The sequence below is a fragment of the Stenotrophomonas aracearum genome (genome assembly GCF_031834615.1).
In the GTDB taxonomy this organism is placed as follows: Bacteria; Pseudomonadota; Gammaproteobacteria; order Xanthomonadales; family Xanthomonadaceae; genus Stenotrophomonas; species Stenotrophomonas aracearum.
In genome coordinates this window covers 3,522,758-3,547,707 of record NZ_CP115543.1, presented here as the reverse complement: position 1 = coordinate 3,547,707, position 24,950 = coordinate 3,522,758, and the positions used below count along the sequence as shown (strand labels likewise).

Sequence of the window (24,950 nt, the reverse complement as noted above, 5' to 3'; positions counted from 1 at the left end):
GGGCAGGGCATGAGCGAGGCGGGAATGCAGGGGCGCGCGGTGCTGGTCACCGGCGCGGCCAGTGGGATCGGCGCGGCGGTGGTGGCACGGCTGCGCGCCGACGGCGCCAGGGTGGCCGCGCTGGATCTCGGCGAAGCACCGGGCGCCGACGCCAGCGCGGTGGCCGACCTGCGTTCGGCGGCAGCGGTCACCGCTGCCATCGACGACCTGCGCGGCGCGATGGGACCGTTCGACGCGCTGGTGCATTGCGCCGGGATCTGCCCGCCGGGCAGCACGCTCGACAGCGATGATGCGCAGTGGCTGGACGTGTATTCGGTGAACGTGCTGGGCGCGCTGCGGGTGATCCGCGAGGTGGTGCCGGACATGCGCGGGCGTGGCGGCAGCATCGTGCTGGTGTCGTCGATCAACGCGCGCTTCGCCACGCCCGGACTGGCCGCCTATGCAGCTTCGAAGGCGGCGCTGGAGGAAATGGCCCGGACCGCTGCGCTGGAGCTGGCTCCCGACAACATCCGGGTCAACACCATCGCGCCGGCCTCGGTCGACACGCCGATGCTGCAGGCGTCGTTCGCGCGTGCCGCCGACCCGGCAGCCGCGCGCCGCAGCAATGAACAGCGGCATCCGCTGGGCCGGCTCGGCACGCCGCAGGACGCGGCCGAGCTGGCGCTGTTCCTGGCCTCGTCGCGCAGCGGCTGGATCACCGGGTCGGTGTTCGCGCTGGACGGCGGTGCAGGAGTGACCCGGCGATGAGCGCAGCGCACGACAGCTACATCATCGGCATCAACTGGGGCAGCACCAATTTCCGTGCCTATCGGATCGGCGCCGATGGCGCGGTCACCGGCACCCTCGAACAGCCGCGCGGCATCGCCGGGTTGGAGCGCGCGCAGATGCAGGCGCTGCTGGAAGAGGTGGTGGCCACGTGGCCACAGGCCACGCGCATCTATGCCAGCGGCATGATCGGGTCCAACATCGGCTGGAGCGACGCCGGCTACGTGGACTGCCCGGCCTCGCCGGACGCGATCGCCGGCCAGCTGCACGAGGTCCGCATCGGCGCGCATCCCGTGGCGATCGTGCCGGGGCTGGCCTGCCGACGCAGCGACGGCGCGCCGGACATCATGCGGGGCGAGGAAACCGAGTTGCTGGGCATGGTGGCCAGCGGCGCGATCCCGGCCACCGGGTTGGTCGCGCTGCCGGGCACGCACAGCAAATGGGTGCGCCTGGAGCAGGGTGTGGTGGTTGAATTCATGACCGCGATGTCAGGGGAGATCTTCGACCGTCTCACTGCGGTTGGCCTGCTGGCTTCAGTGGTGGACGGTCCGGCGCACGATGGCGCGGCATTCGTGGCCGGCGTACAGGCGGCGCAGCACGGGACCGGCCTGGGCACGCTGCTGTTCGGTGCGCGTGCGCGGGTGATCCGCGGCGACCTGCCGCGCACGGATGGAGCGGCGTACCTGCGCGGGCTGCTGATCGGCGCCGAGCTGGCCGATGTGCAGCGGTACTGGGGAGGGACATTGGACGCCATTCCGCTGGTAGGGGCTGCGCCGGTGTGTGCGCTGTATGCGCGCGCGCTGCAGGAGCTGGGGAGCTCCGGCGTGGCCATCGCCTCGCAGCAGGCGTCCACGCGCGGGTTCCTCGCGTTGCACCGCGCGGCAGGAGCGCTGGCATGAGCACGCATGCCATGGCATTCGACCGCGCACTGGATGAAACCGGCCTGATCGCGATCCTGCGCGGCTTGACCGGCGCCGAATCGGTAGACGTGGTGGAGGCGCTGTACGACGCAGGCGTGCGGCTGGCCGAAGTGCCGCTCAACTCGCCTGACCCGTTCACCACCATCGCGGCGCTGGCCGCGCACTTCCAGGGGCGCATGCTCATTGGTGCGGGTACGGTGGTGACCGTTGCAGCGGTCGAGCAGTTGGCCGCCACCGGCTGCGCGTTCTGCGTGGCACCCAACAGCGATCCGGCCGTGATCGCCGCCGCGCGGTCGCACGGCATGGTGCCGCTGCCTGGCTTCGCCACCGCTACGGAAGCCTTTGCGGCGCTCGCCGCCGGGGCACGACACCTCAAGGCTTTCCCGGCGCATGGCGCGCGGCCACGGCTGTCGGCGTTGTCGGCGGTGCTGCCGAAAGACACCACGTTGATCGCGGTGGGTGGCGTAGGACCGACGGACATCGGGGCGTATCGCGAGGCCGGCGTGCAGGCGTTCGGCGTCGGTACCGATCTGTACCGGCCCGGTCGCGGGGCCGACGAAGTGGGCCGCCGCGCCCGTGCGTGGATGCAGGCGCTGCAGGCCCCACCGGCACCGGTGGCCACGCTGGCACACGCTGCGCAGACCATGGTCGGTGAGTCGCCCGTGGTTGCCGCCGACGGTGCCCTGTACTGGGTCGACCCCACCGCGCCGTGCCTTCTGCGCTGGGACGACACGCAGTGCACGCGCGTACCCCTGGGTGAGCCGGTGTGGTCGCTGGGTCGCGATGGCGCCGCGCTGGTCGGCAACGGCGAAACGCATTTCCTGCGGCTGTCGCTGGACGGCAGCATCCAGGCCGGCCCGGAGATCGAGGTCGGCGCGGGCTGCCGGCTCAACGACCTGGTCGTGGACAGTCGTGGTGGCCTGTGGGGAGGGACGATGCACCGCGGACTGCTGGGCGGTCGCGGCGCGCTGTTCCATGCAACGCACGTAGATGCACCGGCGCAGCGCGTGGCCGACGGGCTGGGGGTCGCCAACGGCATGGCGTTCTCCGCCGATGAGCGCACCCTGTTCGTGATCGATACGTTGGCGCGCACGCTGCTGGCGTATCCGGTCGACATCGAGGCGGGCACGCTGGACGAACCGCGCGTGGTCACCGATTTCCTCGGCGTACCCGGCAAACCCGATGGCATGGCGATGTCCGCCGACGGTCACCTGTGGGTGGCGATGTGGGGTGGCCATGCGGTCGTGGAGCTGGCCCCGAACGGCGCTGTGCTGCGCTCGATTCCGGTGCCGGCGGCGCATGTGGGCAGCCTGGCGTTCGCGCCAGACGGAAGGTTGTTCATCACCACCGCCCGCGCGCGCCTGTCCGACGCCGACCTGGCCCGTTCACCGGGCGCAGGCGGCCTGTTCGTGGTCAGCGCGCTGCGGCGATAGCCTTGATCCGTGCCCGGGCCAGGGCTTCGCCGATGGCGGGGCCTTTCAGGTGGGTCACGTCCAGGTCGCGCGCCTGCACGGACAGCGCCGCCTGGTGCAGGCGCTTCAACGTCTCGCCCTGCGGGTAAGCACGATCTTCGAATCCGAGCCGGCCACGGGCGTCGGCTTCGCAGCACACCGCGATGCGCGCAATGCGCTCGGGGCGGCGGAAGCCGTCGAAGCGGCCCAGCAGCTCCAGCACGGTGGCATCGCGCAGTTCGTCGATGCGGTGCACGTTGAGATGGTCGCGGCACACCGCTTCCGCGAGCTGGCGATGGTCCAGCGGCACTTTCAAGCGCTCGCACAGCGCCCGCAGCGGGGCCAGGCCGCGCTGTTCGTGCATCACGTGGCGCGGCCACTCCGCCTGCGGCGTCAGCGCCTTGCCGAGGTCGTGGGTAAGCGCGGCGAATCCCACCTGGTCATCGCCCGGGGCCAGCTGCGCGGCCTTGTCGCTGACCATTTCCTGGTGCACGCCGGTGTCCACTTCCGGGTGGTACTCGGCCCGCTGCGGCACGCCGTACAGTGCTTCCAGTTCCGGCAGCACCGCGCCGAGCGCACCGGCGTCGTGCAGGGTGCGCAGGAACGCCGACGGCTGCGCCGAGCCGAGCACGCGGCGCAGTTCCTGCCACACGCGTTCGGGCACCAGCGCATCCAGTTCGCCGCTTTCGGCGATCTGCCGCATCAGCTGCAGTGTCTCCGGTGCGACAGTGAAGCCCAGCGGTGCGAAGCGCGCCATGAAGCGTGCCGCACGCAGCACGCGCAGCGGGTCCTCAATGAAGGCCGGGCCGACATGGCGCAGCACGCGCTGTTCGATGTCGCGCACGCCGCCATAGGGGTCCACCAGCGTGCCGGTGGCCTCGTCGCAGGCAATTGCATTGATGGTGAAATCGCGGCGCTGCAGGTCGTCTTCCAGCGTCACCGACGGGTCGGCGTCGACCACGAAGCCGCGATAGCCGCGGCCGGACTTGCGCTCGGTACGCGCCAGCGCGTATTCCTCACCACTGTCCGGGTGCAGGAACACCGGGAAGTCCTTGCCGACCGCCTTGTAGCCCTGCGCTTCCATTTCGGCCTGGGTGGCACCGACCACCACCCAGTCGCGGTCGCCGGGCGGTCGCTGCAGCAGGCGGTCGCGCACGGCGCCGCCAACGAGATAGATCTTCATGGTTTGAATGATGCCACGCCGTGCAGCGCGGCATGCCGTAGTGCCGGCCGCTGGCCGGCTCCGCGCGGTGCCGGCCATGCGAGGAGCCGGCCGGCGGCCGGCACTACTCGCCGCCCTTCTCGGCGTCGGCAGGGCAGGTGAGCGCCTTGCGCTTGGCCTGCAGCCGCCCGTTCATGCGGTCGGTCACCGGCAGTGCGTCGCCGTTCAAGCGCCAGTCGTAGATCACGCTGAAGGCCAGGATGCGCGCGACGTATTCGCGGGTTTCCTTGTAGCTGATGGTCTCGATCCAGATGTCCGGGTCGAAGCCCGGGCGCTGCGCCTGCCAGCGTGCGGTCGGGGTCGGGCCGGCGTTGTACGCGGCGATGGTCACGTACGGCAGGCCGTCGTACTTGTTCATCAGCTGGCGCAGGTAGGCGGTGCCCAGCGCGATGTTGGTGTCGGGGTCATACAGGCTGGCGGCGCCGCCGTAGCCGGACAGCCCGATGTTTTTCGCCACGCTGGCACCGGTGGCCGGCAGCACCTGCATCAGGCCCATCGCGTTGGCCGGCGAACGCGCCTTCGGATTGAAGATGCTCTCGGCGCGGATCTCCGCCGCCACCCAGGCCGGGTCGATCGCGTTGCGCGCCGATTCGCGGCGGATCGCATCGTCGTGGTGCAGGGGGAAGCGCAGGCTGTACAGGCGCTGCTCGTCCGGGGTCTTGCCCAGCGAGAACACCGCGCGGTCGAACCAGCCGTTGTCGCGCGCCACTTCCACCGCGATACGGCGCTGGGTGGTGTCGAAGCGGGTCAGCGCGTCGTTCCACTCGGCCACGGCCCAGCCGGAGCGTTCGATCTTGAACAGTTCCATCGCGCGCACGATCGCAGGATCGCGGGCGACTGCGGCCTGCGCCTGCGCGCTGTCATTCGGTTCCAGCGGGCACAGCGTGTACGCGTTCTGGCCCAGCTGGTCGGCGGCCAGGAAGCCATGGAAGGTGGCCGAGCGCGCGGCTTCGCGGAACAGCGGCAGCGCCTCGTTGCGCTTGCCGGTCTTGTCCAGCATGCGCGCCTCGAAGTAGCGCCAGCGCGAGTCGCTGCGCTGCTTCGGGCCCATCTTGCGGATCGCGGCCAGCGTGGCCGGCCAGTCGCCCCGCGACATCGCCTCGCGCGCGCGCCACTCGTGCAGGCGTTCGTCATAGGCCGAATCGGGCACGGCGTTGAGCCGGCGCGCCGAGTCCGGCCCGTACGAGGCCACCGTCCACAGCGCGATCTGGTACTTCACGTCGGCCTGCTGGGCGGCGCTGAGCTGAAGTGCATCGGCGTACTGCGGCAGCTGCCGTTCGGTGGCATCCGGGTCGGCCTTGGCCAGCTTGGCCAGGCCGTCGGTGGCGATGCGCCGGCTGCGTTCGTTGCGCGGCCAGTTCAGGGCGCTGGCGTTGGGGTTGTCCACGAACGCGGCGTAGGTGTTGGCCAAGGCCAGGTCGGCCGCGGGCAGGCCGCGCGCGGCGCTGCGCATCACCGCCGGCTGCTGCGCGTCGGCGGCGGCGTCGATCCGCGCCCAGCGCAGGTCCGCACTCAGCCCGCCCTTCGCATCCAGCACCGCGAACACCGGGTCGCAGGCGTCGGGCAGCGACTTGCCGGTGCTGCGCCAGATGGCCTGGGCGTCGCTGACCCACTGGGCATCGGCCTTGCCGGTCGCCTGGCGCGCGTTGAGCTGCGCGCAGCGCAGGCCGACGTTGTCGGTCGGCGCCCAGTTGGCGAGCAGGGTGGGCCAGTCTTCGCGGCGGGCCACCGCCGGCAGCCACACGCTGCGGAAACTGCTGGCCACGGCCTGGCCGTTGTAGCGCTTCAGGAAATCCTGGGCCTGCGCGGTGGTCACCGTGTCGATGTTGCGGCGCAGGTTGGCGTACTCCAGCCACGGGTACAGCGGGTGCTTGACCAGCGCTGCGGCCTGGGCCGGATCGAACTGGCCGCGCTCGGCGTTGTCGATGGCCGCCTTCATCTGCGCGCGCTGCGCGTCCAGGCTCTGGGCGCCGGCCGCCGCGCTCAGCCCCAGGCAGGCGAGAAGGGGGACGGCGCTGAGGATATGCACGGGGAGTCGGTTCATGCCGAAAGGATAGCGGGCGCCAGTGAACGTCGGTGTGGGCAAGCCAACTCCATGATGAACGGCACCGGGCCGCGCCATGAATGGGCGGCGCGAACGCGCGTAATGTCGGAGACGCACCACACGCAGGGAACCGGTAGTGCCGGCCGCTGGCCGGCTCCACGCATCACCACCCGACAAGGAGCACCCCATGGCCTTCACCGCAGCAGGCAAGTCCGGCCCCCTGGCCGAGATCAACGTCACTCCGCTGGTCGATGTAATGCTGGTGTTGCTGATCATCTTCATCGTGACCGCCCCGATGGTCTCGATGCCCATCCCGGTCAACCTGCCGCAACCGACCACGATCGTGCCGCCGGTCGCGCCGCCACCGCCGATCGAACTGCGCGTGGACGCCAGCAACCAGGTCAGCTGGAACGGGCAGGTGGTAGCCGTGTCTTCCCTGCAGCAGCGCATGCAGGACGCCGCCCAGGCCACTACCGGCAACCTGCCGGAGCTGCGGATCGCCACCGACCCGAACGCCGAATACGACGTGATGGCCAAGGTGCTGGCCGCCGCCAACAACGCGCACATGGAAAAGATCGCGTTCGTGCGGCCGTAAGACATGCGTCCGGGCCGGGAGCCATCCCGGCCCGTCGTTCCGAACGCGCCGTTCGATGACGCTCTCGTACGCTCCCTGCGAAAGTGAAGGTTTCATCACACCTTCATCTTTACAGAATGTTTACAAAGGAGACGCTGCCGCGCTTCAAGGGGGGGCGGGGCGGTACCAGCTACCCATTCCTTTGGAGAGAGAGCGAATGAACACCCTGCATTACCGCCCGTTGGCGGCTGCTGTAGCGCTGTGCCTGCTGTCCGTCCCCACCCTTGCCACCGCGCAGGATGCGTCCCGCACCCCCACCGACCTGGACCGGGTGGAAGTCACCGGTACCCGCATCAAGCGCGCCGAGGTCGAAGGCCAGGTGCCGATCCAGACCCTGACCCGCAGCGAGATCGAACGCACCGGTCTCAACTCCATCGGCGAAGTCCTGCAGCAGCTGACCGGCTCCGGTTCGGCGCTCAACGCCAAGTTCAACTCGTCCGGCAACTTCGGTTTCCCGCCTGACGGCAGCGGCGTCGGTGCCGGTTCGGCCCAGGTCGACCTGCGCCATCTCGGTGCCAAGCGGGTGCTGGTGCTGGTCGACGGCATCCGCTGGGTCAACGAATCCTCCGCCTCGGGCGTGGGCGCGGCCACCGACCTCAACACCATTCCGCTGGCGATCGTCGAACGCATCGAAGTGCTCGAAGACGGCGCGTCCTCGCTGTACGGGTCGGATGCCATCGCCGGCGTGGTCAACATCATCACCCGCCGCGAGTTCGACGGCGGCCAGGTCACCCTGAACTACGGCGAGTACACCAAGGGCGACGGTACCCAGAAGGGCGTGGACCTGGCCTGGGGCACCAGCGGCGACCGTTACACCCTGTTCCTCGGCGCGAGCTGGACCAAGCAGGACGACGTAAAGGCCAGCAGCCGTGAACAGTCGCGCTACCCGATCCCCGGCACCGGCCTGTCGTTCGGCAGCTCGGCCACGCCGACCGGGCGCTTCATGTTCACCGACCCGAATACCGGCATCGCCTACAACATCACCCCGAACAACGGCGCGACCAACCCGACCTTCAACGGCGTGGGCGGCTGCGACCGCACCGACGACTACCACTGCTTCACCACCGCGGACCGCTTCAACTTCGCCGAGTACAACCTGCTGCTCACTCCGTCCGAGCGCAAGGGCATCTTCGGCCAGTTCCGCTTCGACATCACCGACAACGTGCAGTGGTACATCAAGGCGCTGGCCAACCGCCGCGAGTCGACCAACCAGGCCGGTCCGGAACCGCTGTTCTTCGGGCCTGACGGCGCTACCGGCAATCCGCTGGCCGACAACATCGTCATCTCCGCGCTCAACCCGTACAACCCATTCGGCTTCGACCTGGATTCGGGCAGCAACCTGAGCATGATCGGGCGCCGACCGGTGGAAGGCGGGCCGCGCATCTTCGAGCAGGAAGTGAACACCACGTACTTCGCCACCGGGTTGACCGGCCTGTTCCAGGCCGCAGACCGCAGCTGGTCGTGGGACGTCAACGGCATGTACAGCAAGAACAAGGCCGAACAGACCAACTTCGGCAGCTACAACATCTACAACGCGAACATCGCGCTGGGTGACCCGGCCGTGTGCGCGGCCACGCCCGGCTGCGTGCCGCTGAACATCTTCGGCGGCCCCGGCACCATCACGCGGCAGATGCTGGACTGGATCCAGCCGGTGGTGCGCGACCGCAGCCAGAACGAGCTGAGCCTGTTCACCGCCAACCTGAGCAGCGACCTGTTCACCCTGCCGGCCGGCCCGGTGTCGTTCGCGACCGGTTACGAGTACCGCAAGTACGAGGGTGAGTACCAACCGGACCCGATCACCGTGGCCGGGCACTACAACGGCGTGCCGTCGCTGCCGACTTCCGGTTCGTACGACGTCAATGAAATGTACCTGGAACTGGCGGTGCCGATCTTCGCCAACAGTCCGCTCGGCGACAAACTGGACCTGAGCCTGGCCGGGCGCTATTCGGACTACTCCACCTTCGGTGGCGAGTTCACGCCGAAGTACGGCCTGCGCTGGCAGGTGACCAACGACTTCGTGCTGCGGACCAGCTATGCCGAAGGCTTCCGTGCTCCGTCCATCGGTGAACTGTACGGTTCGGCCGCGCGCGCCGACCTGCAGCTGTTCGATCCGTGCTCGGTCGGCCTGGGCGGCACCCCGCCGCGCGGCAGTGCGGCCAACTGCGCGGCGCTGGGCGTGCCGGCCGGCTTCCAGCAGGCCAACTCGCAGATCTCGGTCACCACCGGCGGCAACGACCAGCTCGATCCGGAAACCTCGCGCAGCTTCAGTGCCGGCTTCGTGTGGAGCCCGTGGTTCGGCAACAACGCCTCGTGGTCGGAACGCTTCGACGTGGAAGTGACCTTCTACCGCCACAACATCGAAGGCGCGATCCAGGCGATCAATGCCCAGACCCAGCTTGACCTGTGCGTGGACACGCTGGACCCGCTGTACTGCGGCGGCATCACCCGCGCCTCCACCGGTGCGGTCAGTGGCTTCAACAACCGCCTGACCAACCTGGGCTCGATCAAGACCGACGGCTGGGACGTGGACCTGTTCTGGACCTTCCCGCAGAGCGACATCGGCCAGTTCAAGCTGGGCTGGCAGAACACCTTCGTCGGCCGCTACGAGGCCGTGGGTGCGGCGGGCCAGCGCCAGCCGCAGGAACCGGGCGTGGAAGTCACCGACAGCTCGATTCCGGAGTGGACCAGCAACGCCTCGCTGAGCTGGAACCTGGGCAACTGGAACGCGTCGTGGACGGTGCGGCACATCTCCAAGCTCACCGAAGAGTGCGGCGATGCGGCGGCGTTCCCGGTGTGCAGCGACCAGGTTGCCGGCACCAACGAGCTGGCGGCCACCACCTACAATGATTTCCAGGTGGGTTACAAGTTCGACTGGATGAAGGGCCTGCAGCTCAGCGCCGGCTTGAACAATGCGTTCGACAAGGATCCGCCGATCTGCCTGTCGTGCTCGTTGAACGGGTATGACGCGTCGACGTATGACATCCCGCGTGGCCGCTACTGGTACGTGCGCGCGGATCTGCGGTTCTAAGGCACAAAAGCACAGGGGCGCCGCTGGCGCCCCTGTTTTGCCGGGCAGGGCCCGGCACTACCGCAGGTGACGTAGAGCCAGCCTCTGCCCGGCTGACGCCTTAGAACGACCAGGTGAAGCTGATTGACCCGTTGCGACCGTCGCCGAACGCACCGTAGCCGTTGATCTGCGACAGGTACTTCTTGTCCAGCAGGTTGTTGAGGTTGGCCTGCACGCTGAACTGCGGGGCCAGGCGGTAGCGCACGAATGCGCTCACCAAGGCGTAGCCCTCCTGCTCGAAACGGCCCAGCCCCGGGATCGGATAATAGATGCGGTTCTGCCAGTTGACGCCGCCGCCCACGGTGAGGTCCTGCAGCGTTTGCGGCGTGTAGCTGGTGAACAGCTTGATCGACGTCTGCGGCAGGTTGGTATTGATGTCCGCACCGTCGATATCCTTCGCCACGTAGCGCGATGCACCGAAAGTAGCATTCCAGCCCTGGGTCAGCTCACCGTTGACTTCAAGCTCGAAACCCCGGCTGACCGTGCCCCGTGCGGCGATATAGGCGAACTCGTTCTCACTGCCTTCCACAAGCTCGGTGGTGGCTTGACCAACGTTATCCTGTTCAATTCGGAATACGGCCGCCGATGCATTCAAGCGGTTGTCGAACCAAGCGGCCTTCACGCCGACTTCGTAGCTCTTGCCGTCCACCGGATCAAGGTAGCTTCCATCTCGCTGCTTGAGCGTCTGCGGCTGGAAGATCTCGGTATAGGCGGCATAGGTCGACCACGTGTCATTGATGTCGAACACCAGGCCTGCATACGGGGTAGTGACCTTGTGGCCAAACCTGCTGACTACAGTGCCTTCGGTCCCGTCGAGCTCCCAGTCACTGTAGCGTGCACCCAGGATCAGCTTCAGCGGGTCAGCCAACGACAGGCGGGTGGCTGCATAGCCTGCCTTCTGCGTGATGGTGCCTTCGCTGGCAAGCGTCAGTGCGTTCCAGTTGGGTTCCGGAAAATCCCCGGTCCAGGCGAGATAGTTATCCAAGGGCGCCCAACCACTTTGGAAATCACCGTAGTTGGCATACTCGCGCTTGTTGTAGCTCACGCCGGCCATGACTTCATGCTGGCGACCGAACAGCTGGAATGGACCTTCCACGTAACCGTCCAAAGCGTTGACCTCGCGCTGGGTCTCGTACAGCCCGGCCATGGGCGTGATGCCGGAGCCGTCGTTTTTGTCGAACGCCGCGTAGAACGGGTAGAACAGCTTGTCATCTGCGTTGGTTTTGTCGTGCGTCGCGCCAAGACGCACTTTCCAGTCATTGGCGAAACCGTGCTCCAGCGTGGCAAACAGGCGCTTGCTGGTGGTGTCCCAATAGGTCCAGCCGGGATTGGCAGCGAACGATTCGTCGAACGGGGTGCGCGTCCCGTCCGAGAAGAACATCGGGAAACCACCCCAGGTAGCGCCGTTGGCGCGCTTCTGCTGGTAGTCGTAGCCCACGCTGAGCTGGGTGTCCGGGGTCAGGTCGGCGTCGATGACCGCGTAGCCCAGCGTCTTGTGCTGGTCGTAGCGATCCATCTGCGATTCGGTGTCGAGGTAGCTGCCGATCACGCGGGCGCGCACCGAGCCGCTGGCGTTGAGCGGGGTGGTCACGTCCACGGTGCTGCGGGTGCGGCCCCAGCTGCCCACGTTGACCGAGACGCTGCCGGTGAGTTCAGCGCTGTCGGCGTGCTTGCGGATCAGGTTGACCGAGGCCGACGGGTTGCCCGCGCCGGTGAGCAGGCCGGTGGCGCCGCGCACCACTTCCACGCGGTCGTAGAGGGCCAGGTCCAGGCCGGAATCGCCGTAGCTCCAGTTCTGCACCATCTGGGTGGGCAGGTTGTCGTACTGGTAGCTGTCGATATAGAAGCCGCGCGAGTAGAACTCGGTGCGCTCGGTGTCGGACTGGGTGCTGCTCACGCCGGTGGTGTTGGCCAGCACGTCGATGATGTCGTCGAGGTTCTGGTCCTCGATGCGCTGGTGGCTGATGATGCTGACCGACTGCGGGATCTCGCGCGGGGCCAGGTCGAAGCGGGTACCGGCCGAGGTGCGACGCACCGAGTAGCCTTCGGCGCGCTCACCCTTGACCACGATCTTGTCCAGCGTGGTCGGGTCGGCAGCGGCGTCTTCGGCGAAGGCGGGCGCGGCGGCCAGGGTGGCCAGCGCAATCAGCAGCGCCTGCGGCAGGCGGCCTTGCGGCAAGGAGCGGGACAGCACAGCGGAGGTACGGGTCATCAGAGCGGTTCCTGGAGCAGCGGCGCGCACCAGGCGGCGATCCTCGGATGCCGGGCGCTGCGAAAAGTGGGGGCAGTCAGCGTCTGGCGGGTGCGATGCAGCGGCACGGGCGGTGGCAACTGAGTGCCGAAGCGCCTCCCTGGCGCAAACGGCATTCAGTTATGGTAATGCGAATCAGTCCCATCCGCAATGTCTACCGGGGGTAGACGCTGGCCCACCGGGGGTTAACACAGTGCGGCCTACCTTGGCGGCACCCGGGTTCGGCCCGATTCCAGGAATGCCCCGATGATCGCCAAGAACACCCTGTGCCTCTGGTATGACGGCACCGCCGAAGAAGCGGCGGCCTTTTACGCTGCAACCTTTCCGGACAGCGCGGTTACCGCCGTGCATCGCGCGCCTTCGGACTTCCCGTCCGGCAAGAAGGGCGACGTGCTGACCGTGGAGTTCACCGTGGTCGGCATTCCCTGCATCGGCTTGAACGGCGGACCCGCGTTCAAGCACAGCGAAGCGTTCTCGTTCCAGATCGCCACCGACGACCAGGCCGAAACCGACCGCCTGTGGAACGCCATCGTCGGCAATGGCGGGCAGGAAAGCGACTGCGGCTGGTGCAAGGACAAATGGGGCCTGTCCTGGCAGATCACCCCGCGCGTGTTGACCGAAGCATTCAACAGCAGCGACCCCGCAGTGGCCAAGCGCGCCTTCGAAGCGATGATGACCATGAAAAAGATAGACGTAGCAAAGATAGAAGCCGCGGTGAAAGGGTAGCGACACGCCATGCGTGTCCCACGAGGTGCCCGGCCGCACGCAGGACACGCATGGCGTGTCGCTACGCGAATGGCTCTTATGCGGAACGGGTGACGCGCGTATGCTCGCGCGATGTCTACCACGCGCCTCTCATCGCTGCTTCCCGTCCTGGCCGTGCTCGGCTCGGTCACGTCCCTCGCTGTCGGCACCTCGTTCGCCAAGCAGCTGTTCCCGTTGATCGGGGCGCAGGGCACCAGCGCGTTGCGCGTGGGCTTCTCCGCGCTGGTGCTGCTGGCGGTGTTCCGGCCGTGGCGTCGGGCCACCTCGCGCGCTGACGCCGGCGCAATCCTGCGTTACGGCATCACCCTGGGGGCGATGAACCTGCTGTTCTACATGGCGCTGCGCACGATTCCGTTCGGCATCGCGGTGGCCATCGAGTTCTGCGGGCCACTGGCGGTGGCGATGTGGTCCTCGCGTCGGCCCATCGACTTCGTCTGGGTGGGCTGTGCGGCGGCCGGCCTGCTGATGCTGCTGCCGCTGGGCCATGGCGAGCCGCTGGACCTGGTTGGCGTGCTGTATGCGCTGGGCGCGGCGGTGTGCTGGGCGCTCTACATCATCTTCGGCAAGCGCGCCGGCCACCTGCCGGCCGGGCACACGGTGTCGCTGGGCCTGTGCGCCGCCGCGCTGGTGGTGGTGCCGGTGGGCGTGGCGCATGCGGGCATGGCGCTGCTGGACCCGAAGATCCTGCTGTTCGGGCTCGGTGTGGCGGTGGTGTCCAGCTCGATTCCGATGTGGCTGGAAATGGCCGCGTTGAAGCGGCTGCCCAAGGAGACCTTCGGCATCCTGATCAGCATGGAGCCGGCGGTGGCCGCGCTGCTGGCGATGGGCCTGCTGGCCGAGCACCTGACCCCGCTGCAGTGGGCCGCAATTGGTTGCACGGTGGTGGCGTCGATTGGCAGCACGATTACCGCGAAGCGGGCACCGGTACCGGTGCCGGGCGCCCCCGCGTAATGTCGTTTCATCGCCTTACCGGTGCGTTACCCGCCACGTAGTACGCCGCCGTGCTGCGCGGCAATGGCGTGCGGCCGCGGATCCGGTCGGCGATCTTCTCGGCGATCATGATGGTGGTGGCATTGAGGTTGCCGGTGATGATCCGCGGCATGATCGACGCGTCCACCACGCGCAGGCCCTGCATGCCGTGCACGCGGCCCTGGCCGTCCACCACGCTCATCGCGTCGGTGCCCATCGCGCACGAACACGACGGGTGGTACGCCGTCTCCGCCCGCGCCCGTACGAACGCATCCAGTTCGGCGTCGGTGCGGCAGTCGGCGCCGGGGCTGATCTCGCGACCGCGATACGGGTCCAGCGCCGGTTGCGCGATGATCTCGCGGGTGATCCGGATCGCGTCGCGGAACTCCTGCCAGTCCTGGTCGGTGGACTGGTAGTTGAACAGGATCGACGGATGCTGGTGCGGGTCGCGCGAACGCGCATGCACGTGGCCGCGGCTCGGCGTGCGCATCGAGCCTACGTGCGCCTGGAAGCCATGCTCCTTCACCGCGTTGGTGCCGTTGTAATTGATCGCCACCGGCAGGAAGTGGTACTGGATGTTGGGCCACGCGAAATCGTCGCGGGTGCGGATGAAGCCGCCGGCCTCGAACTGGTTGCTGGCGCCGATGCCGGTGCCGTTGAACAGCCACTCCGCGCCGATGGCGGGCTGGTTCCACCACTGCAGCGCCGGGTACAGCGACACCGGCTTGGTGCACGCGTACTGCATGTAGACCTCAAGATGGTCCTGCAGGTTTTCGCCCACGCCCGGCAGGTCATGCACCAGCGGCACGCCCAGCGCGGCCAGCAACGCCGGCGCGCCCACGCCGGAGCGCTGCAGGATCTGCGGTGATGCGATGGCCCCGGCGCACAGCAGCACTTCGCGGCGTGCGTGGGCGTCGGTGGGGTCGGCGCTGCCGCCGACCAGGTAGCGCACGCCCACCGCGCGCTTGCCGTCGAACAGGATGCGGTCGGTGGTGGCGCGGGTCACGATGTGCAGCCCGGGCCGGCCCTTGGCCATGTCCAGGTAACCACGCGCGGTGCTGGACCGGCGCCCCTGCGGGGTCACGGTGCGGTCCATCGGGCCGAAGCCTTCCTGCTGGTAGCCGTTGAGGTCGTCGGTACGCGGGTACCCGGCCTGCACGCCGGCCTCGACCATGGCGTGGAACAGCACGTTGTTGTCGTTCTTCGGCGTGGCCACGCTGACCGGGCCGGTGCCGCCGTGGTAATCGTTCGGACCGATGTCGCGGCTTTCGGCCTTGCGGAAGTACGGCAGCACGTCGCGGTAGCTCCAGTCTTCCAGGCCATCGAAACCGGCCCACTGGTCGAAGTCCAGTGCGTTGCCACGGATGTAGCACATGCCGTTGATCAGCGAGGAACCGCCCAGGCCCTTGCCGCGCCCGCATTCCATGCGCCGGTTGTCCATGTGCGGTTCCGGCTCGGTTTCATACGCCCAGTTGTAGCGCCGGCCCTGCAGCGGGTAGGCCAGCGCGGCTGGCATCTGGGTACGGAAGTCGAGCCGGTAATCCGGGCCGCCGGCCTCCAGCAGCAGCACGCTGATCCCGGCGTCTTCGGTCAGGCGCGCGGCCAGCGTGTTGCCCGCCGAGCCGGCCCCGATGATGATGTAGTCGTACTCGCGCTTCATCGCGGAATCTCCTGGTCAGGCCGGTTCAGAACACCGACACGTAGCGGTCCAGCTCGATCTGCACGGACTTGGTACGGGTATACGCGCGCAGCGTGGCCAGCCCGTTCTCGCGTCCCACCCCGGACTGCTTGTAACCGCCCACCGGCATCGTCGCCGGCGATTCGCCCCAGCAGTTCACCCAGCAGATGCCCGCTTCCAGCTGGTGGATCAGGCGGTGCGCGCGGCTGAGGTTGGGCGTCACCACGCCCGCCGCCAGTCCGTACTCGGTGGCGTTGGCACGCCGCACCGCTTCGTCTTCGTCCGCGTAGGCCAGCAGGCTGAGCACGGGCCCGAAGATTTCTTCGCGTACGATCGCCATGTCGTCGCGGCAGTCGCTGAAGATGGTCGGGGCCACGTAGCAGCCTTTGCCCAGTGCGCCGTCGGTGAGGCGTCCGCCACCGCAGAGCAGGCGCGCACCCTCGGCCTTGCCGCGCTCGATATGCGCCATCACGCTGCGCATGTGCGCGGCACTGACCAGCGGGCCGAACGTGGTGTCCACCGCCATCGGGTCGCCGATCCGGATCCGCGCCACGCGCGCCAGCAGTGCCTGTTCCATCTCGGCCAGCCGCGCCTGCGGCACGAACACGCGGGTGCCGTTGGTGCAGATTTGGCCCGAACTGTAGAAGTTGGCCATCATCGCGATGTCGGCAGCGAGCCCAAGGTCGGCGTCGGCGCAGATGATGAGGGGCGACTTGCCGCCCAGCTCCATCGTCACCTCCTTCAACGTGGAGCTCGACGCGCTGGCCATCACCTTGCGCCCGGTCGCGGTGCCGCCGGTGAAGGAGATCTTCTCGATGCCCGGATGCTCCGTCAGCGCCGAACCGACCCCGGCACCGTCGCCGGGCAGCACATTGAACACCCCGTCCGGCAGGCCGGCCTCGGTGAAGATTTCGGCCAGCTTCAGTGCGGTCAGCGGCGTCACTTCGCTGGGTTTGAAGATCATCGCGTTGCCGGCGGCCAGCGCCGGCGCGGCCTTCCACAGTGCGATCTGGATCGGGTAGTTCCAGGCGCCGATCGCCCCGACCACGCCCAGCGGTTCCTGCCGCGTGTAGAAGAAGCTGCCTTCGCGCAGCGGTACCTGGCTGCCTTCCAGTCCGTGCATCACGCCCGCGTAGTACTCCAGCACGTCCGCGCCGGTGACGATGTCCACGCTGAGGGTTTCGCTCAGCGGCTTGCCGGTGTTGAGGCTTTCCAGTTCGGCCAGGTCGTCGTTGCGCGCGCGCAGCAGCGCCACCGCGCGCAACAGGACGCGCGAACGTTCCACCGTGGTCAGTGCCGCCCATGCCTTCTGCCCGGCCCGCGCGCTTTCCACTGCAGCGTCCAGGTCGTCGCTGTTGGCGTTGTGCACGTTGGCCAACACCTCGCCGTTGGCGGGGTTGACCACCTCGAAGGTGCGGTTGCCCTGCGAGGGCACGTAGCGGCCGCCGATGTAGAGCAGCTGGTCGGGGAAGGTGGGCATGGCGATGACTCCTGTGCGTGGGGCGGCCAGCGGGTTCAGCGGGTCAGGTGCAGGAACTGCAGGTGGCGCTCGTACTGGTCGATGATGTCGTTGATGATCTGCTGGCGGCTGTAGCCGACCAGCTCGTAGTCCTGTCCACCTTCGTAGAGGTGCACTTCGGCGCGGTAATAGCGCTGGTTGCGGAAGCGCTGCGCAGCGAATGAAGGGGTCAGGTAGCCCTGCAACACCACCTGGTAGCGGAACACCTGCTGCTCGCCGTGGTCGACTTCCAGCGTCATCTGGCCGGGCTCGAAGTCGGTGCTGACATCCAGCCCCTGTTCGCGCAGCTGCGCGGCGACCGCTTCCATCGCCGGGCGCACCTCGCTGTCCATGAAACGGTAGACCTCGTCGCGCACGGGGAAATGCACGGCCTGGGTGATCCGCTGGCGCCAGCCGCGCTGGTGCCGCGACTGGCCGATCAACGGCACGGGCGAGTACTGCGAGGCCTTCCTGCGCTGCGATTCTTCGCCCAGTGCGCGGGTCAGCCCCCACAGCATCAACAGCAGCACCACCGAGAATGGGAGCGAGGCCAGCACCACCGCCGACTTCAGCGCGTCCATGCTGCCGGCCAGCAGCAGCCCGGTGGTGACCAGCGCGATCATCACGCCCCAGAACACGCGCAACCAGCGCGGGCCGTCTTCTTCGGGCACGCCGCCATGCGAGGACAGCGTGGACAGCACCACGGTGCCCGAATCGGCCGAGGTGACGAAGAAGATGAAGCTGACGAATACCACCACGCCGATCACCGCGCGGCTCCAGGGGTAGCTTTCCAGCAGTGCGTAGAGCACCGTCGGCGGGTCGTCCACGGCCAGCTGCGCCAGGTGTTCCTGGCCGTGGTGCAGCACCTGGTCCAGCGCGCTGTTGCCGAAGATCGACAGCCACGCCAGGGTGAAACCGAGCGGGATCAGCAGCACCCCGAACACGAACTCGCGTAGCGTGCGGCCGCGTGAGATGCGCGCGATGAACAACCCGACGAAGGGCGCCCAGCCGATCCACCAGGCCCAGTAGAACACCGTCCAGTCGCCCAGCCAGTCGGTGCGACCGCCATAGGCGTATACGTCGAAACTCTTGCCGACCACGTTGCCCAGGTAGTCGCCCAGGTTCTGCATCAAGGTGCTGAGCAGGTACTGGGTGGGCCCGGCGAACAGCATGAACAGCAGCAGCGCGATCGCCAGCAGCATGTTGATGTCCGACATCAGCCGCACGCCTTTCTCCACCCCGGACACGGCAACGGTGATCGCCGCGCCCATCATCAGCACGATCAGCGCGACCTGCACCCACGGCGCATGCGGTACCGGCAGCAGCGTGTTGAGCCCGGCATTGAGGTGCAGCACGCCAAAGCCCATGTCCGCGCCGATCCCGAACACGGTGGCGACGATGCCGAGCGCATCCACGGTGTAGCCGATCGGGCCGTTGATGCGTTTGCCGATCAACGGGTACAGCGCCGAGCGCAGTGCCAGCGGCGGGTTGTGGCGGTAGGCGAAGTAGGCCAGCGCCATCGCCGCCAGCGCGAACACGCCCCAGCCATGCAGGCCCCAATGCAGGAACAGCAGCTGCATGGCCTGGCGCGCGCTGGCCTCGCCGCTGCCGACACCGCCCTGCGGCGGTTGCAGGTAGTGGGTGAGCGGTTCGGACACGCAGAAGAAGAACAGGGTGATGCTGATGCCTGCGGCGAACAGCATGCCGGCCCAGGAGAGGTAGCTGAACTCCGGCTCGTCGTGGTCCGCGCCCAGCTTCACGTTGCCGTAGCCGGACAGCGCGACCCCGACCACGAACACGAGGTACAGGGTCATCGCCAGCAGGTAGTACCAGCCGACATTGCGCGACGCCCAGGTCTGCGCCTGCAGCAGCAGGACGCCGGACTGGGACGGAAACGCGGTGACCAGGATCGCGAAGGCCGCCACGAGGGTGGCGGCGAGCAGGAAAACCGGCCGCAGCGTGCGCACCTCGCTGGGAGGTGTCTCCACGGTGTTCATGATGGGGCCCCGGTGCCGTTGCCGGCAGACCGGTGAATTAGCGCATACGCCCTGTGGACAGGGCGTTCACGTGGTCAGCGCAGGGCCTGGCTGGGGACGTCGATGGCCATGGCCAGGGCCAGGTGGTCGGAGAACGCCGCCGGCACCGCTTCGGCGCTGCGCTGCTGCAGGCCGTCACTGAGCAGGATGTGGTCGATGGCCCGGTCCGGGCGCCAGCTGGGGAAGGTCGGCACCGCGCAGCCGGGGGGCTGCAGGGTGGTCTTCTGGTACAGCACCTGCATTTCCGGGCGTTCGGCCAGGCAGTTGAAATCGCCCATCAGCACCGCGTTGGGGTGGTCGGACAGCAGGTCGGCAATGAAGGCCAATTGCGACATGCGCGAATTGGTCCCCAGCGACAGATGCGCCACCGCCACCGCCAGCCCTTCGGCGCCTTCGCCGAACTTGGCCAGCAGTACGCCGCGCCCGCCGATGCGGCCGGGCAGGGCGTGGTCCTGCACTTCCACCGGTTCCAGCCGGCTCAGCAGGCCGTTGGCGCTGGAGGCCACTCCGCCCATCCGGCGGTTGGGCTGGTGGCTCCAGTAATTGAAGCCGGCGCGCTCGGCCAGGTAGTGGGTCTGGTTGGTGAAGCCCGAGCGCAGGCTGCCGGGGTCGGCCTCCTGCAGGCCGACGATGTCATGGCCACGGGCCAGCTGGGCGATCGCGTCCAGGCTGGTCCGCTTGCGCCCCGCCGGCAGCGCATGCGACCAGCTGCGGGTCACATAGTCGCTGTAGCGGCGGGTGCTCGAACCGGCCTGGATGTTGGCCGTGAGCAGGCGCAGGGTCCGCGTGTTGGGGGAAGTCACGACGGTTGCAGGTTCCTGGAAACTCAGTTGCCCTTGGCGGCGCGTTCGCGGGCGATCAGGTGATCGGCGATGCGCAGCATGTCGGGGAAGCTCTTGCCCTTGACCATGTACTTGCCGTTGACGATCACCGACGGGGTGCCGGAGATCTGGCTGTCCTGGGCGAACTTCTTGGCCTTGTTGGTCTTGTTGCTGACGTTGAAGCCATTCATTTCGGCCAGGAACTGCTTCGGGTCGGCGCCGTGCTTGGCGTAGAACGCCGCGATTTCTTCCGGGGTATCGCGGCCGCGCTCGCCCTTCAGGCTCTGGTCCGCATGGATCGCCTTGTACAGCGCTTCATGGGTCTTGTCTTCCAGGCCCAGCGCCTGCGCGGCGTAGAACGCCTTGGCGTAGTTGTCCCAGGTACCGCCGAACATGGCCGGCACGTAGACGAAGTTCACGTCGCTCGGCAGGCCGGCCTTCCACGGTCCGATCAGCGGCTGGAACGCGGCGCAGGCTGGGCAGACGAAGCCGAACACTTCGGCCACTTCGATCTTGCCGGTGGCCGGCTCGAACGGCTTGCCGTTGGCGATCACCACGTAGTCGGTGCCCTCGACCGGGGCCGGACCCACCGGCTGCGACGAGGCGGGGGCCGGGGCCGGGGTGGTGGCTTCGGCGGCGGCGGTCTCGGCGGCGGCGGTTTCACCGCTGGCGGCCGGGGCGACTTCAGTCGGGGTCGCTTCGGTCTGGCTGGGCGCGGTTTCGGTGGCCGGGGCGGTGGCCGGGGTGGCCGGTTCGGTCGGGGCGGCGGTGTTGGCGGTGCCGTCCTGGGCCTTGCAGGCGGCAAGTATCGGCAGCAGGGCCATCAGCATGAGGGCGAAACGGGTCTTCATCGAAGCGACTCCAGCAGGGGCATGGTGGGGCCGGCGCGTCGGGCGCCAGCCAAGGGGGCATGATGCCACGCGGTCGCCGGGGCGCCGCGTGCAGGGGGTGTGACGGTTCAGCGAGCCTTGGCGAGGCGCTCGCGGGCGATCAGCGCGTCGGTATTGCGCAGCAGCGCTTCGAACGAGTCGCCCTTGACCAGGTACTTGCCGTTGACCAGCAGTGCCGGGGTGCCCGGCACCTTGGTGCGCTGGGCGAAGGCGCGGGCGTACTTGATCTTCTGCTCCACCGCGTCGCTCTTCAGCGCGGCGGTGTAGGCATCGGCCTTGACGCCGTAGGCAGCGTAGAAGCCCGCCAGTTCGTCCGGCGACACGTTCTGCATCGGCAGCGAGCCTGCTTCATGCAGGGCCGTGAACATGGCCGCATGACTGCGCTTGGCCACGCCCAGCTGGTCGGCGGCGTAGTAGGCGCGGGCGAACGAGTCCCAGACACCGCCGAAGGCGGCCGGCACCGGGGTGAAGCGCACGTCCTTGGGCAGCTTCTTCGCCCAGGCTTCCAGCTGCGGCTCGAAGTGCGCGCAGTGCGGGCAGGTGTAGCCGAACATCTCCACCACTTCGATCTTGCCGGCCAGCGGCGCGAACGGGCCGGGCGCCTCAATGACGTCGTAGTCCTTGCCTTCCACCAGCGTGGCGGGGGCGGGCGCGGCCAGCGCCGACAGGGGGCTCAGGGCCAGCAGCAACAGCATCAAACGGGGCATCAGCGACATCTACATCCCTCTTCATCGGAAAAAACAACGCCGGCCCAGTGCCGGCGTGGTGGTGAACATAACCCGCCACCGGGGCGGGGTGCATCTGTCATCGGTCCCGGTGCAGGTCCAGGCTTACTGCGTCGCGCCAGCCCGCGGGGAGGCCGCAGCGACGTCGTCGGCGCGGTTGTGCAGGCCCTGCAGGTAGCTGCCCAGCGCCTGGATTTCCTGTTCGGTCAGCGACTTGGCAATGCTGGCCATGATCTGGAAGTGCGCCTTGTCGGTTTCCTGGGTCACCCCGGCCTGGTACTCCTGCAGCCGCCGCGCCACGTACGACGCATGCTGGCCGCCGATGTGCGGGTAGGCCGGGCCCGGATTACCGGCACCGGTCGGTCCATGGCAGGCCATGCACGCCGGAATGCCGCGCTGGGCATCGCCGCCGCGATAGAGCTGCTGCCCGATCTCGAAGAACTTCATGCCCTTGTAGGGACCATCGCCGACCGCGCTGTCGTCGGCAAGCCCGGCGCTGGCCTTCTGCGTTGCGAAATACGCACCGATGTCGCGCATGTCCTGCGGGGTGAGGTCCTGTACGAACGGCACCATCGCCGCCGAGGCCCCGGAGGTGCGCTGCCCGTTGGCGATCAGGGCGATCTGCTGGGCCACGTAGCGTTCGCTCTGTCCGGCGATGCTGGGGTACATCTCCACCGTGGCGTTGCCGTCGGCCGAGTGGCAGGCCGCGCAGGCGGCCGCCTTGGCCTGGCCCGCCTTGGGGTCGCCCCAGGTGGTCTTGCTGAAATCGACTTCGAGCGACGCCGTGCGCACCGGTGCATTGTCCGGCAGCGGGGTCACGGCGGTCTGGGCGACCGCAACAGCGGCCAACAGCGATACAGCAACAGCGGAAACGGCAAGAACGCGAGCATGGCGCATGCGGAAGCTCCGTGTGGACCGGCCTGGCATGTGCAGGATGCACACGCGGGGATCGCCCGATTATCCATGCGCTTTCACGCCAGGGTCAACGCGGCAGTGCGGCAAAACCGGTGGCGTGCGATCCTATGCGCATGTCATTGCTCCTCGAACGCGCCCATTACCTGCTCTCGGCCCACAATATCCGGCAACTTCCGGACGACGTGGGGGCCGAAGTGGCCTTTGCCGGCCGCTCCAACGCCGGCAAATCCAGTGCCCTCAACGCCCTGACCCGCCAGAACAGCCTGGCCCGGGTCTCCAAGACCCCCGGTCGCACCCAGCAGCTGGTGTTCTTCGAAGTCACCCCGGAGGCCAAGCTGGTCGACCTGCCCGGGTACGGCTACGCCAAGGTGCCGCTGGACCTGCAGGCCCACTGGCAGGCCTTCATCGACCAGTACTTCCGCACCCGCGAGGCGCTGCGTGGCCTGGTGGTGGTGATGGACATCCGCCACCCGCTCAAGGACTACGACCGCCAGATGCTGGCCTATGCGGTCCGGCGCGGGCTGCCGGCGCATGCGCTGCTGACCAAGGCCGACAAGCTCGGCCGGGGCCAGCAGGGCATCGCCCTGCAGAAGGTACGCAAGGAACTGCAGTCCGCCTTTGGCGACACGGTGAGCGTGCAGACCTTCTCCGGTCCGGCCCGCCAGGGCGTGGACGAAGCGCGCGCCATCATCGGTGGCTGGCTCGGCCTCAACACGCCCGCACCTGAAGCACCGGACGCGCCCGTCGCCTGATCCAGGCGCGTCAAGGGGTTCCCGATAGGATGCAGAAAACCGTCACGGTGACGCGACGGCTGGAACGGCCACGATATAGTGCGGCCTTGCGATGCGGGGCACCGAGCCCCACATCCCCGTCCTGACCAGAATCCCTGCGAGCCCCCCCTTGTCGAGCCCCAGCCACGTCGCCGAGACGCCGATCACCGACCGCAACGAACTGGTCGCCACGTTGGCCTCCGGCGAAAAGCCCAAGGCGCAGTGGCGCATCGGCACCGAGCACGAGAAGTTCGGCTTCCGCCTGGACGACCTGCGCCCGCCCACCTTCGATGGCGAGCGCGGCATCGAAGCGCTGCTGACCGGGCTGACCCGCTTCGGCTGGGCGCCGGTGCAGGAGAACGGCCGCACCATCGCGCTGCTGCGCGACAACGCTTCGGTCACGCTGGAACCGGCCGGGCAGCTGGAGCTGTCCGGTGCGGCACTGGAGAGCATCCACCAGACCTGCGTGGAAACCGGCACGCATCTCAATGAAGTGGCCCAGGTGGCTGCGGAGCTGCAGCTGGGCTTCCTGGGCATGGGCTTCCAGCCGAAGTGGACGCGCGACGAGATGCCGTGGATGCCGAAGGGCCGCTACCGGATCATGCGCGAGTACATGCCCAAGGTCGGCTCGTTGGGGCTGGACATGATGACCCGCACCTGCACGGTGCAGGTCAACCTGGACTACGCCTCCGAGGCGGACATGGTGAAGAAGTTCCGCGTGTCGCTGGCGCTGCAGCCGATCGCCACCGCGCTGTTTGCCGACTCGCCGTTCACCGAAGGCAAGCCGAACGGCTACCTGAGCTATCGCTCGCACATCTGGACCGACACCGACGCCGACCGCACCGGCATGCTCGACTTCGTGTTCGAAGACGGCTTCGGCTATGAGCGTTACGTGGATTACCTGCTCGACGTGCCGATGTACTTCTCCTACCGCGACGGCGTGTACCACGACGCCAGCGGGCAGAGCTTCCGCGATTTCATGGTGGGCAAGCTGCCGGTGCTGCCGGGCCAGCTGCCGACCCTGCGCGACTGGTCGGACCACATGACCACCGCGTTCCCGGAAGTACGCCTGAAGAAGTACCTGGAAATGCGCGGCGCCGACGCCGGTCCGTGGAGCCGCCTGTGCGCGCTGCCGGCGTTCTGGGTGGGCCTGCTGTATGACGACGCGGCGCTGGATGCGGCGTGGGACCTGGTGCGTGACTTCAGCCTGGTCGAACGCCACGCACTGCGTGACGGCGTGCCGAAGCAGGCATTGAACCTGCCGTTCCGCAACGGCACCGTGCGCGACCTGGCGCGCGAGGCGCTGAAGATCGCGGTGGCCGGCCTGCAGCGCCGTGCGGCGCGCAATGCCGACGGCCAGGATGAAAGCCACTTCCTGGACGTGCTGCAGGAGATCGTGGACTCGGGCCTGACCCCGGCCGAGCGAAAGCTGGCGCTGTACCACGGCGAGTGGGGGCAGAGCGTGGACCCGGTGTTCAAGCAGTTTGCGTATTGAAAAAAACCCCGGCATTGCCGGGGTTTTTTCTATC

The 24,950-nt window shown here is 68.0% G+C and carries 19 protein-coding genes; 9 read left to right on the top strand and 10 right to left on the bottom strand.

From position 1 onward, the window contains the following. Positions 1 to 9: 9 nt before the first annotated feature. Genes PDM28_RS15995 through PDM28_RS15985 form a run of 3 tightly spaced genes read left to right on the top strand, consistent with a single transcriptional unit; the run spans position 10 to position 3,118 of the window. Positions 10 to 747 (top strand): SDR family NAD(P)-dependent oxidoreductase, encoded by a 738-nt coding sequence (locus PDM28_RS15995; RefSeq protein ID WP_311182813.1) that lies wholly within the window; start codon positions 10 to 12, stop codon positions 745 to 747. Next, on the top strand, positions 744 to 1,664 hold the full coding sequence (locus PDM28_RS15990) for a 2-dehydro-3-deoxygalactonokinase (RefSeq protein ID WP_311182812.1): 921 nt from the start codon (positions 744 to 746) through the stop codon (positions 1,662 to 1,664). Before PDM28_RS15995 ends, PDM28_RS15990 begins: the two co-directional genes overlap by 4 nt. After that, positions 1,661 to 3,118 carry a 2-dehydro-3-deoxy-6-phosphogalactonate aldolase gene (locus PDM28_RS15985; RefSeq protein ID WP_311182811.1) on the top strand — a complete coding sequence of 486 codons (1,458 nt, stop codon included), beginning with the start codon at positions 1,661 to 1,663 and terminating at the stop codon, positions 3,116 to 3,118. The genes PDM28_RS15990 and PDM28_RS15985 overlap by 4 nt, the downstream gene beginning before the upstream one ends. Here the strand turns inward: PDM28_RS15985 and PDM28_RS15980 are convergent. After that, on the bottom strand, positions 3,099 to 4,319 hold the full coding sequence (locus tag PDM28_RS15980) for a multifunctional CCA addition/repair protein (protein ID WP_311182810.1): 1,221 nt from the start codon (positions 4,317 to 4,319) through the stop codon (positions 3,099 to 3,101). The genes PDM28_RS15985 and PDM28_RS15980 overlap by 20 nt on opposite strands. Before the next feature lie 103 nt (positions 4,320 to 4,422). Then, complete coding sequence (locus PDM28_RS15975) at positions 4,423 to 6,402, bottom strand: transglycosylase SLT domain-containing protein (RefSeq protein ID WP_311182809.1); 1,980 nt, start codon at positions 6,400 to 6,402, stop codon at positions 4,423 to 4,425. A gap of 187 nt (positions 6,403 to 6,589) precedes the next feature. Between PDM28_RS15975 and PDM28_RS15970 the strand changes: the two genes are divergently transcribed. Together PDM28_RS15970 and PDM28_RS15965 are read left to right on the top strand one after the other, a co-directional pair. After that, complete coding sequence (locus tag PDM28_RS15970) at positions 6,590 to 6,997, top strand: ExbD/TolR family protein (protein WP_311182808.1); 408 nt, start codon at positions 6,590 to 6,592, stop codon at positions 6,995 to 6,997. A gap of 196 nt (positions 6,998 to 7,193) precedes the next feature. After that, complete coding sequence (locus tag PDM28_RS15965) at positions 7,194 to 10,064, top strand: TonB-dependent receptor (protein ID WP_311182807.1); 2,871 nt, start codon at positions 7,194 to 7,196, stop codon at positions 10,062 to 10,064. A 100-nt stretch (positions 10,065 to 10,164) separates the two neighbouring features. On the opposite strand, the gene fhuE is transcribed toward PDM28_RS15965, so the two are convergent. Beyond that, positions 10,165 to 12,315 carry a ferric-rhodotorulic acid/ferric-coprogen receptor FhuE gene (gene fhuE / locus PDM28_RS15960; protein WP_311182806.1) on the bottom strand — a complete coding sequence of 717 codons (2,151 nt, stop codon included), beginning with the start codon at positions 12,313 to 12,315 and terminating at the stop codon, positions 10,165 to 10,167. 285 nt (positions 12,316 to 12,600) lie between these two features. On the opposite strand from fhuE, the gene PDM28_RS15955 reads away from it, so the two are divergent. Together PDM28_RS15955 and PDM28_RS15950 are read left to right on the top strand one after the other, a co-directional pair. Next, on the top strand, positions 12,601 to 13,080 hold the full coding sequence (locus PDM28_RS15955; RefSeq protein ID WP_311182805.1) for a VOC family protein: 480 nt from the start codon (positions 12,601 to 12,603) through the stop codon (positions 13,078 to 13,080). Positions 13,081 to 13,191: 111 nt separating this feature from the next. After that, positions 13,192 to 14,070, top strand: coding sequence for an EamA family transporter (locus PDM28_RS15950; protein ID WP_311182804.1), 879 nt, complete (start codon positions 13,192 to 13,194; stop codon positions 14,068 to 14,070). A gap of 7 nt (positions 14,071 to 14,077) precedes the next feature. On the opposite strand, the gene betA is transcribed toward PDM28_RS15950, so the two are convergent. The 7 genes from betA to PDM28_RS15915 form a co-directional block, all read right to left on the bottom strand. After that, positions 14,078 to 15,748 (bottom strand): choline dehydrogenase, encoded by a 1,671-nt coding sequence (gene betA, locus PDM28_RS15945; RefSeq protein ID WP_311182803.1) that lies wholly within the window; start codon positions 15,746 to 15,748, stop codon positions 14,078 to 14,080. A 25-nt stretch (positions 15,749 to 15,773) separates the two neighbouring features. Continuing rightward, entirely contained in the window at positions 15,774 to 17,246 is a 1,473-nt protein-coding gene (betB, locus tag PDM28_RS15940) for a betaine-aldehyde dehydrogenase (RefSeq protein WP_311182802.1), read from the bottom strand. A 35-nt stretch (positions 17,247 to 17,281) separates the two neighbouring features. Then, a complete protein-coding gene (gene betT / locus PDM28_RS15935) occupies positions 17,282 to 19,261 on the bottom strand; it encodes a choline BCCT transporter BetT (RefSeq protein WP_311182801.1) in 1,980 nt (659 codons plus the stop codon). Positions 19,262 to 19,335: 74 nt separating this feature from the next. Beyond that, positions 19,336 to 20,073 carry an endonuclease/exonuclease/phosphatase family protein gene (locus PDM28_RS15930; RefSeq protein WP_311184713.1) on the bottom strand — a complete coding sequence of 246 codons (738 nt, stop codon included), beginning with the start codon at positions 20,071 to 20,073 and terminating at the stop codon, positions 19,336 to 19,338. 53 nt (positions 20,074 to 20,126) lie between these two features. Next, positions 20,127 to 20,972: a thiol:disulfide interchange protein DsbA/DsbL gene (locus tag PDM28_RS15925; protein WP_311182800.1), complete on the bottom strand. Its 846-nt coding sequence runs from the start codon at positions 20,970 to 20,972 to the stop codon at positions 20,127 to 20,129. 107 nt (positions 20,973 to 21,079) lie between these two features. Beyond that, positions 21,080 to 21,727 (bottom strand): thiol:disulfide interchange protein DsbA/DsbL, encoded by a 648-nt coding sequence (locus PDM28_RS15920; RefSeq protein WP_311182799.1) that lies wholly within the window; start codon positions 21,725 to 21,727, stop codon positions 21,080 to 21,082. A 114-nt stretch (positions 21,728 to 21,841) separates the two neighbouring features. Beyond that, a complete protein-coding gene (locus tag PDM28_RS15915; RefSeq protein WP_311182798.1) occupies positions 21,842 to 22,633 on the bottom strand; it encodes a c-type cytochrome in 792 nt (263 codons plus the stop codon). Positions 22,634 to 22,764: 131 nt separating this feature from the next. Here PDM28_RS15915 and yihA point away from each other — a divergent pair, with 131 nt between their 5' ends. After that, entirely contained in the window at positions 22,765 to 23,403 is a 639-nt protein-coding gene (gene yihA / locus PDM28_RS15910) for a ribosome biogenesis GTP-binding protein YihA/YsxC (RefSeq protein ID WP_102945436.1), read from the top strand. A gap of 148 nt (positions 23,404 to 23,551) precedes the next feature. Continuing rightward, positions 23,552 to 24,916, top strand: coding sequence for a glutamate--cysteine ligase (locus tag PDM28_RS15905; RefSeq protein WP_311182797.1), 1,365 nt, complete (start codon positions 23,552 to 23,554; stop codon positions 24,914 to 24,916). The last annotated feature ends 34 nt before the right edge of the window (positions 24,917 to 24,950 follow it).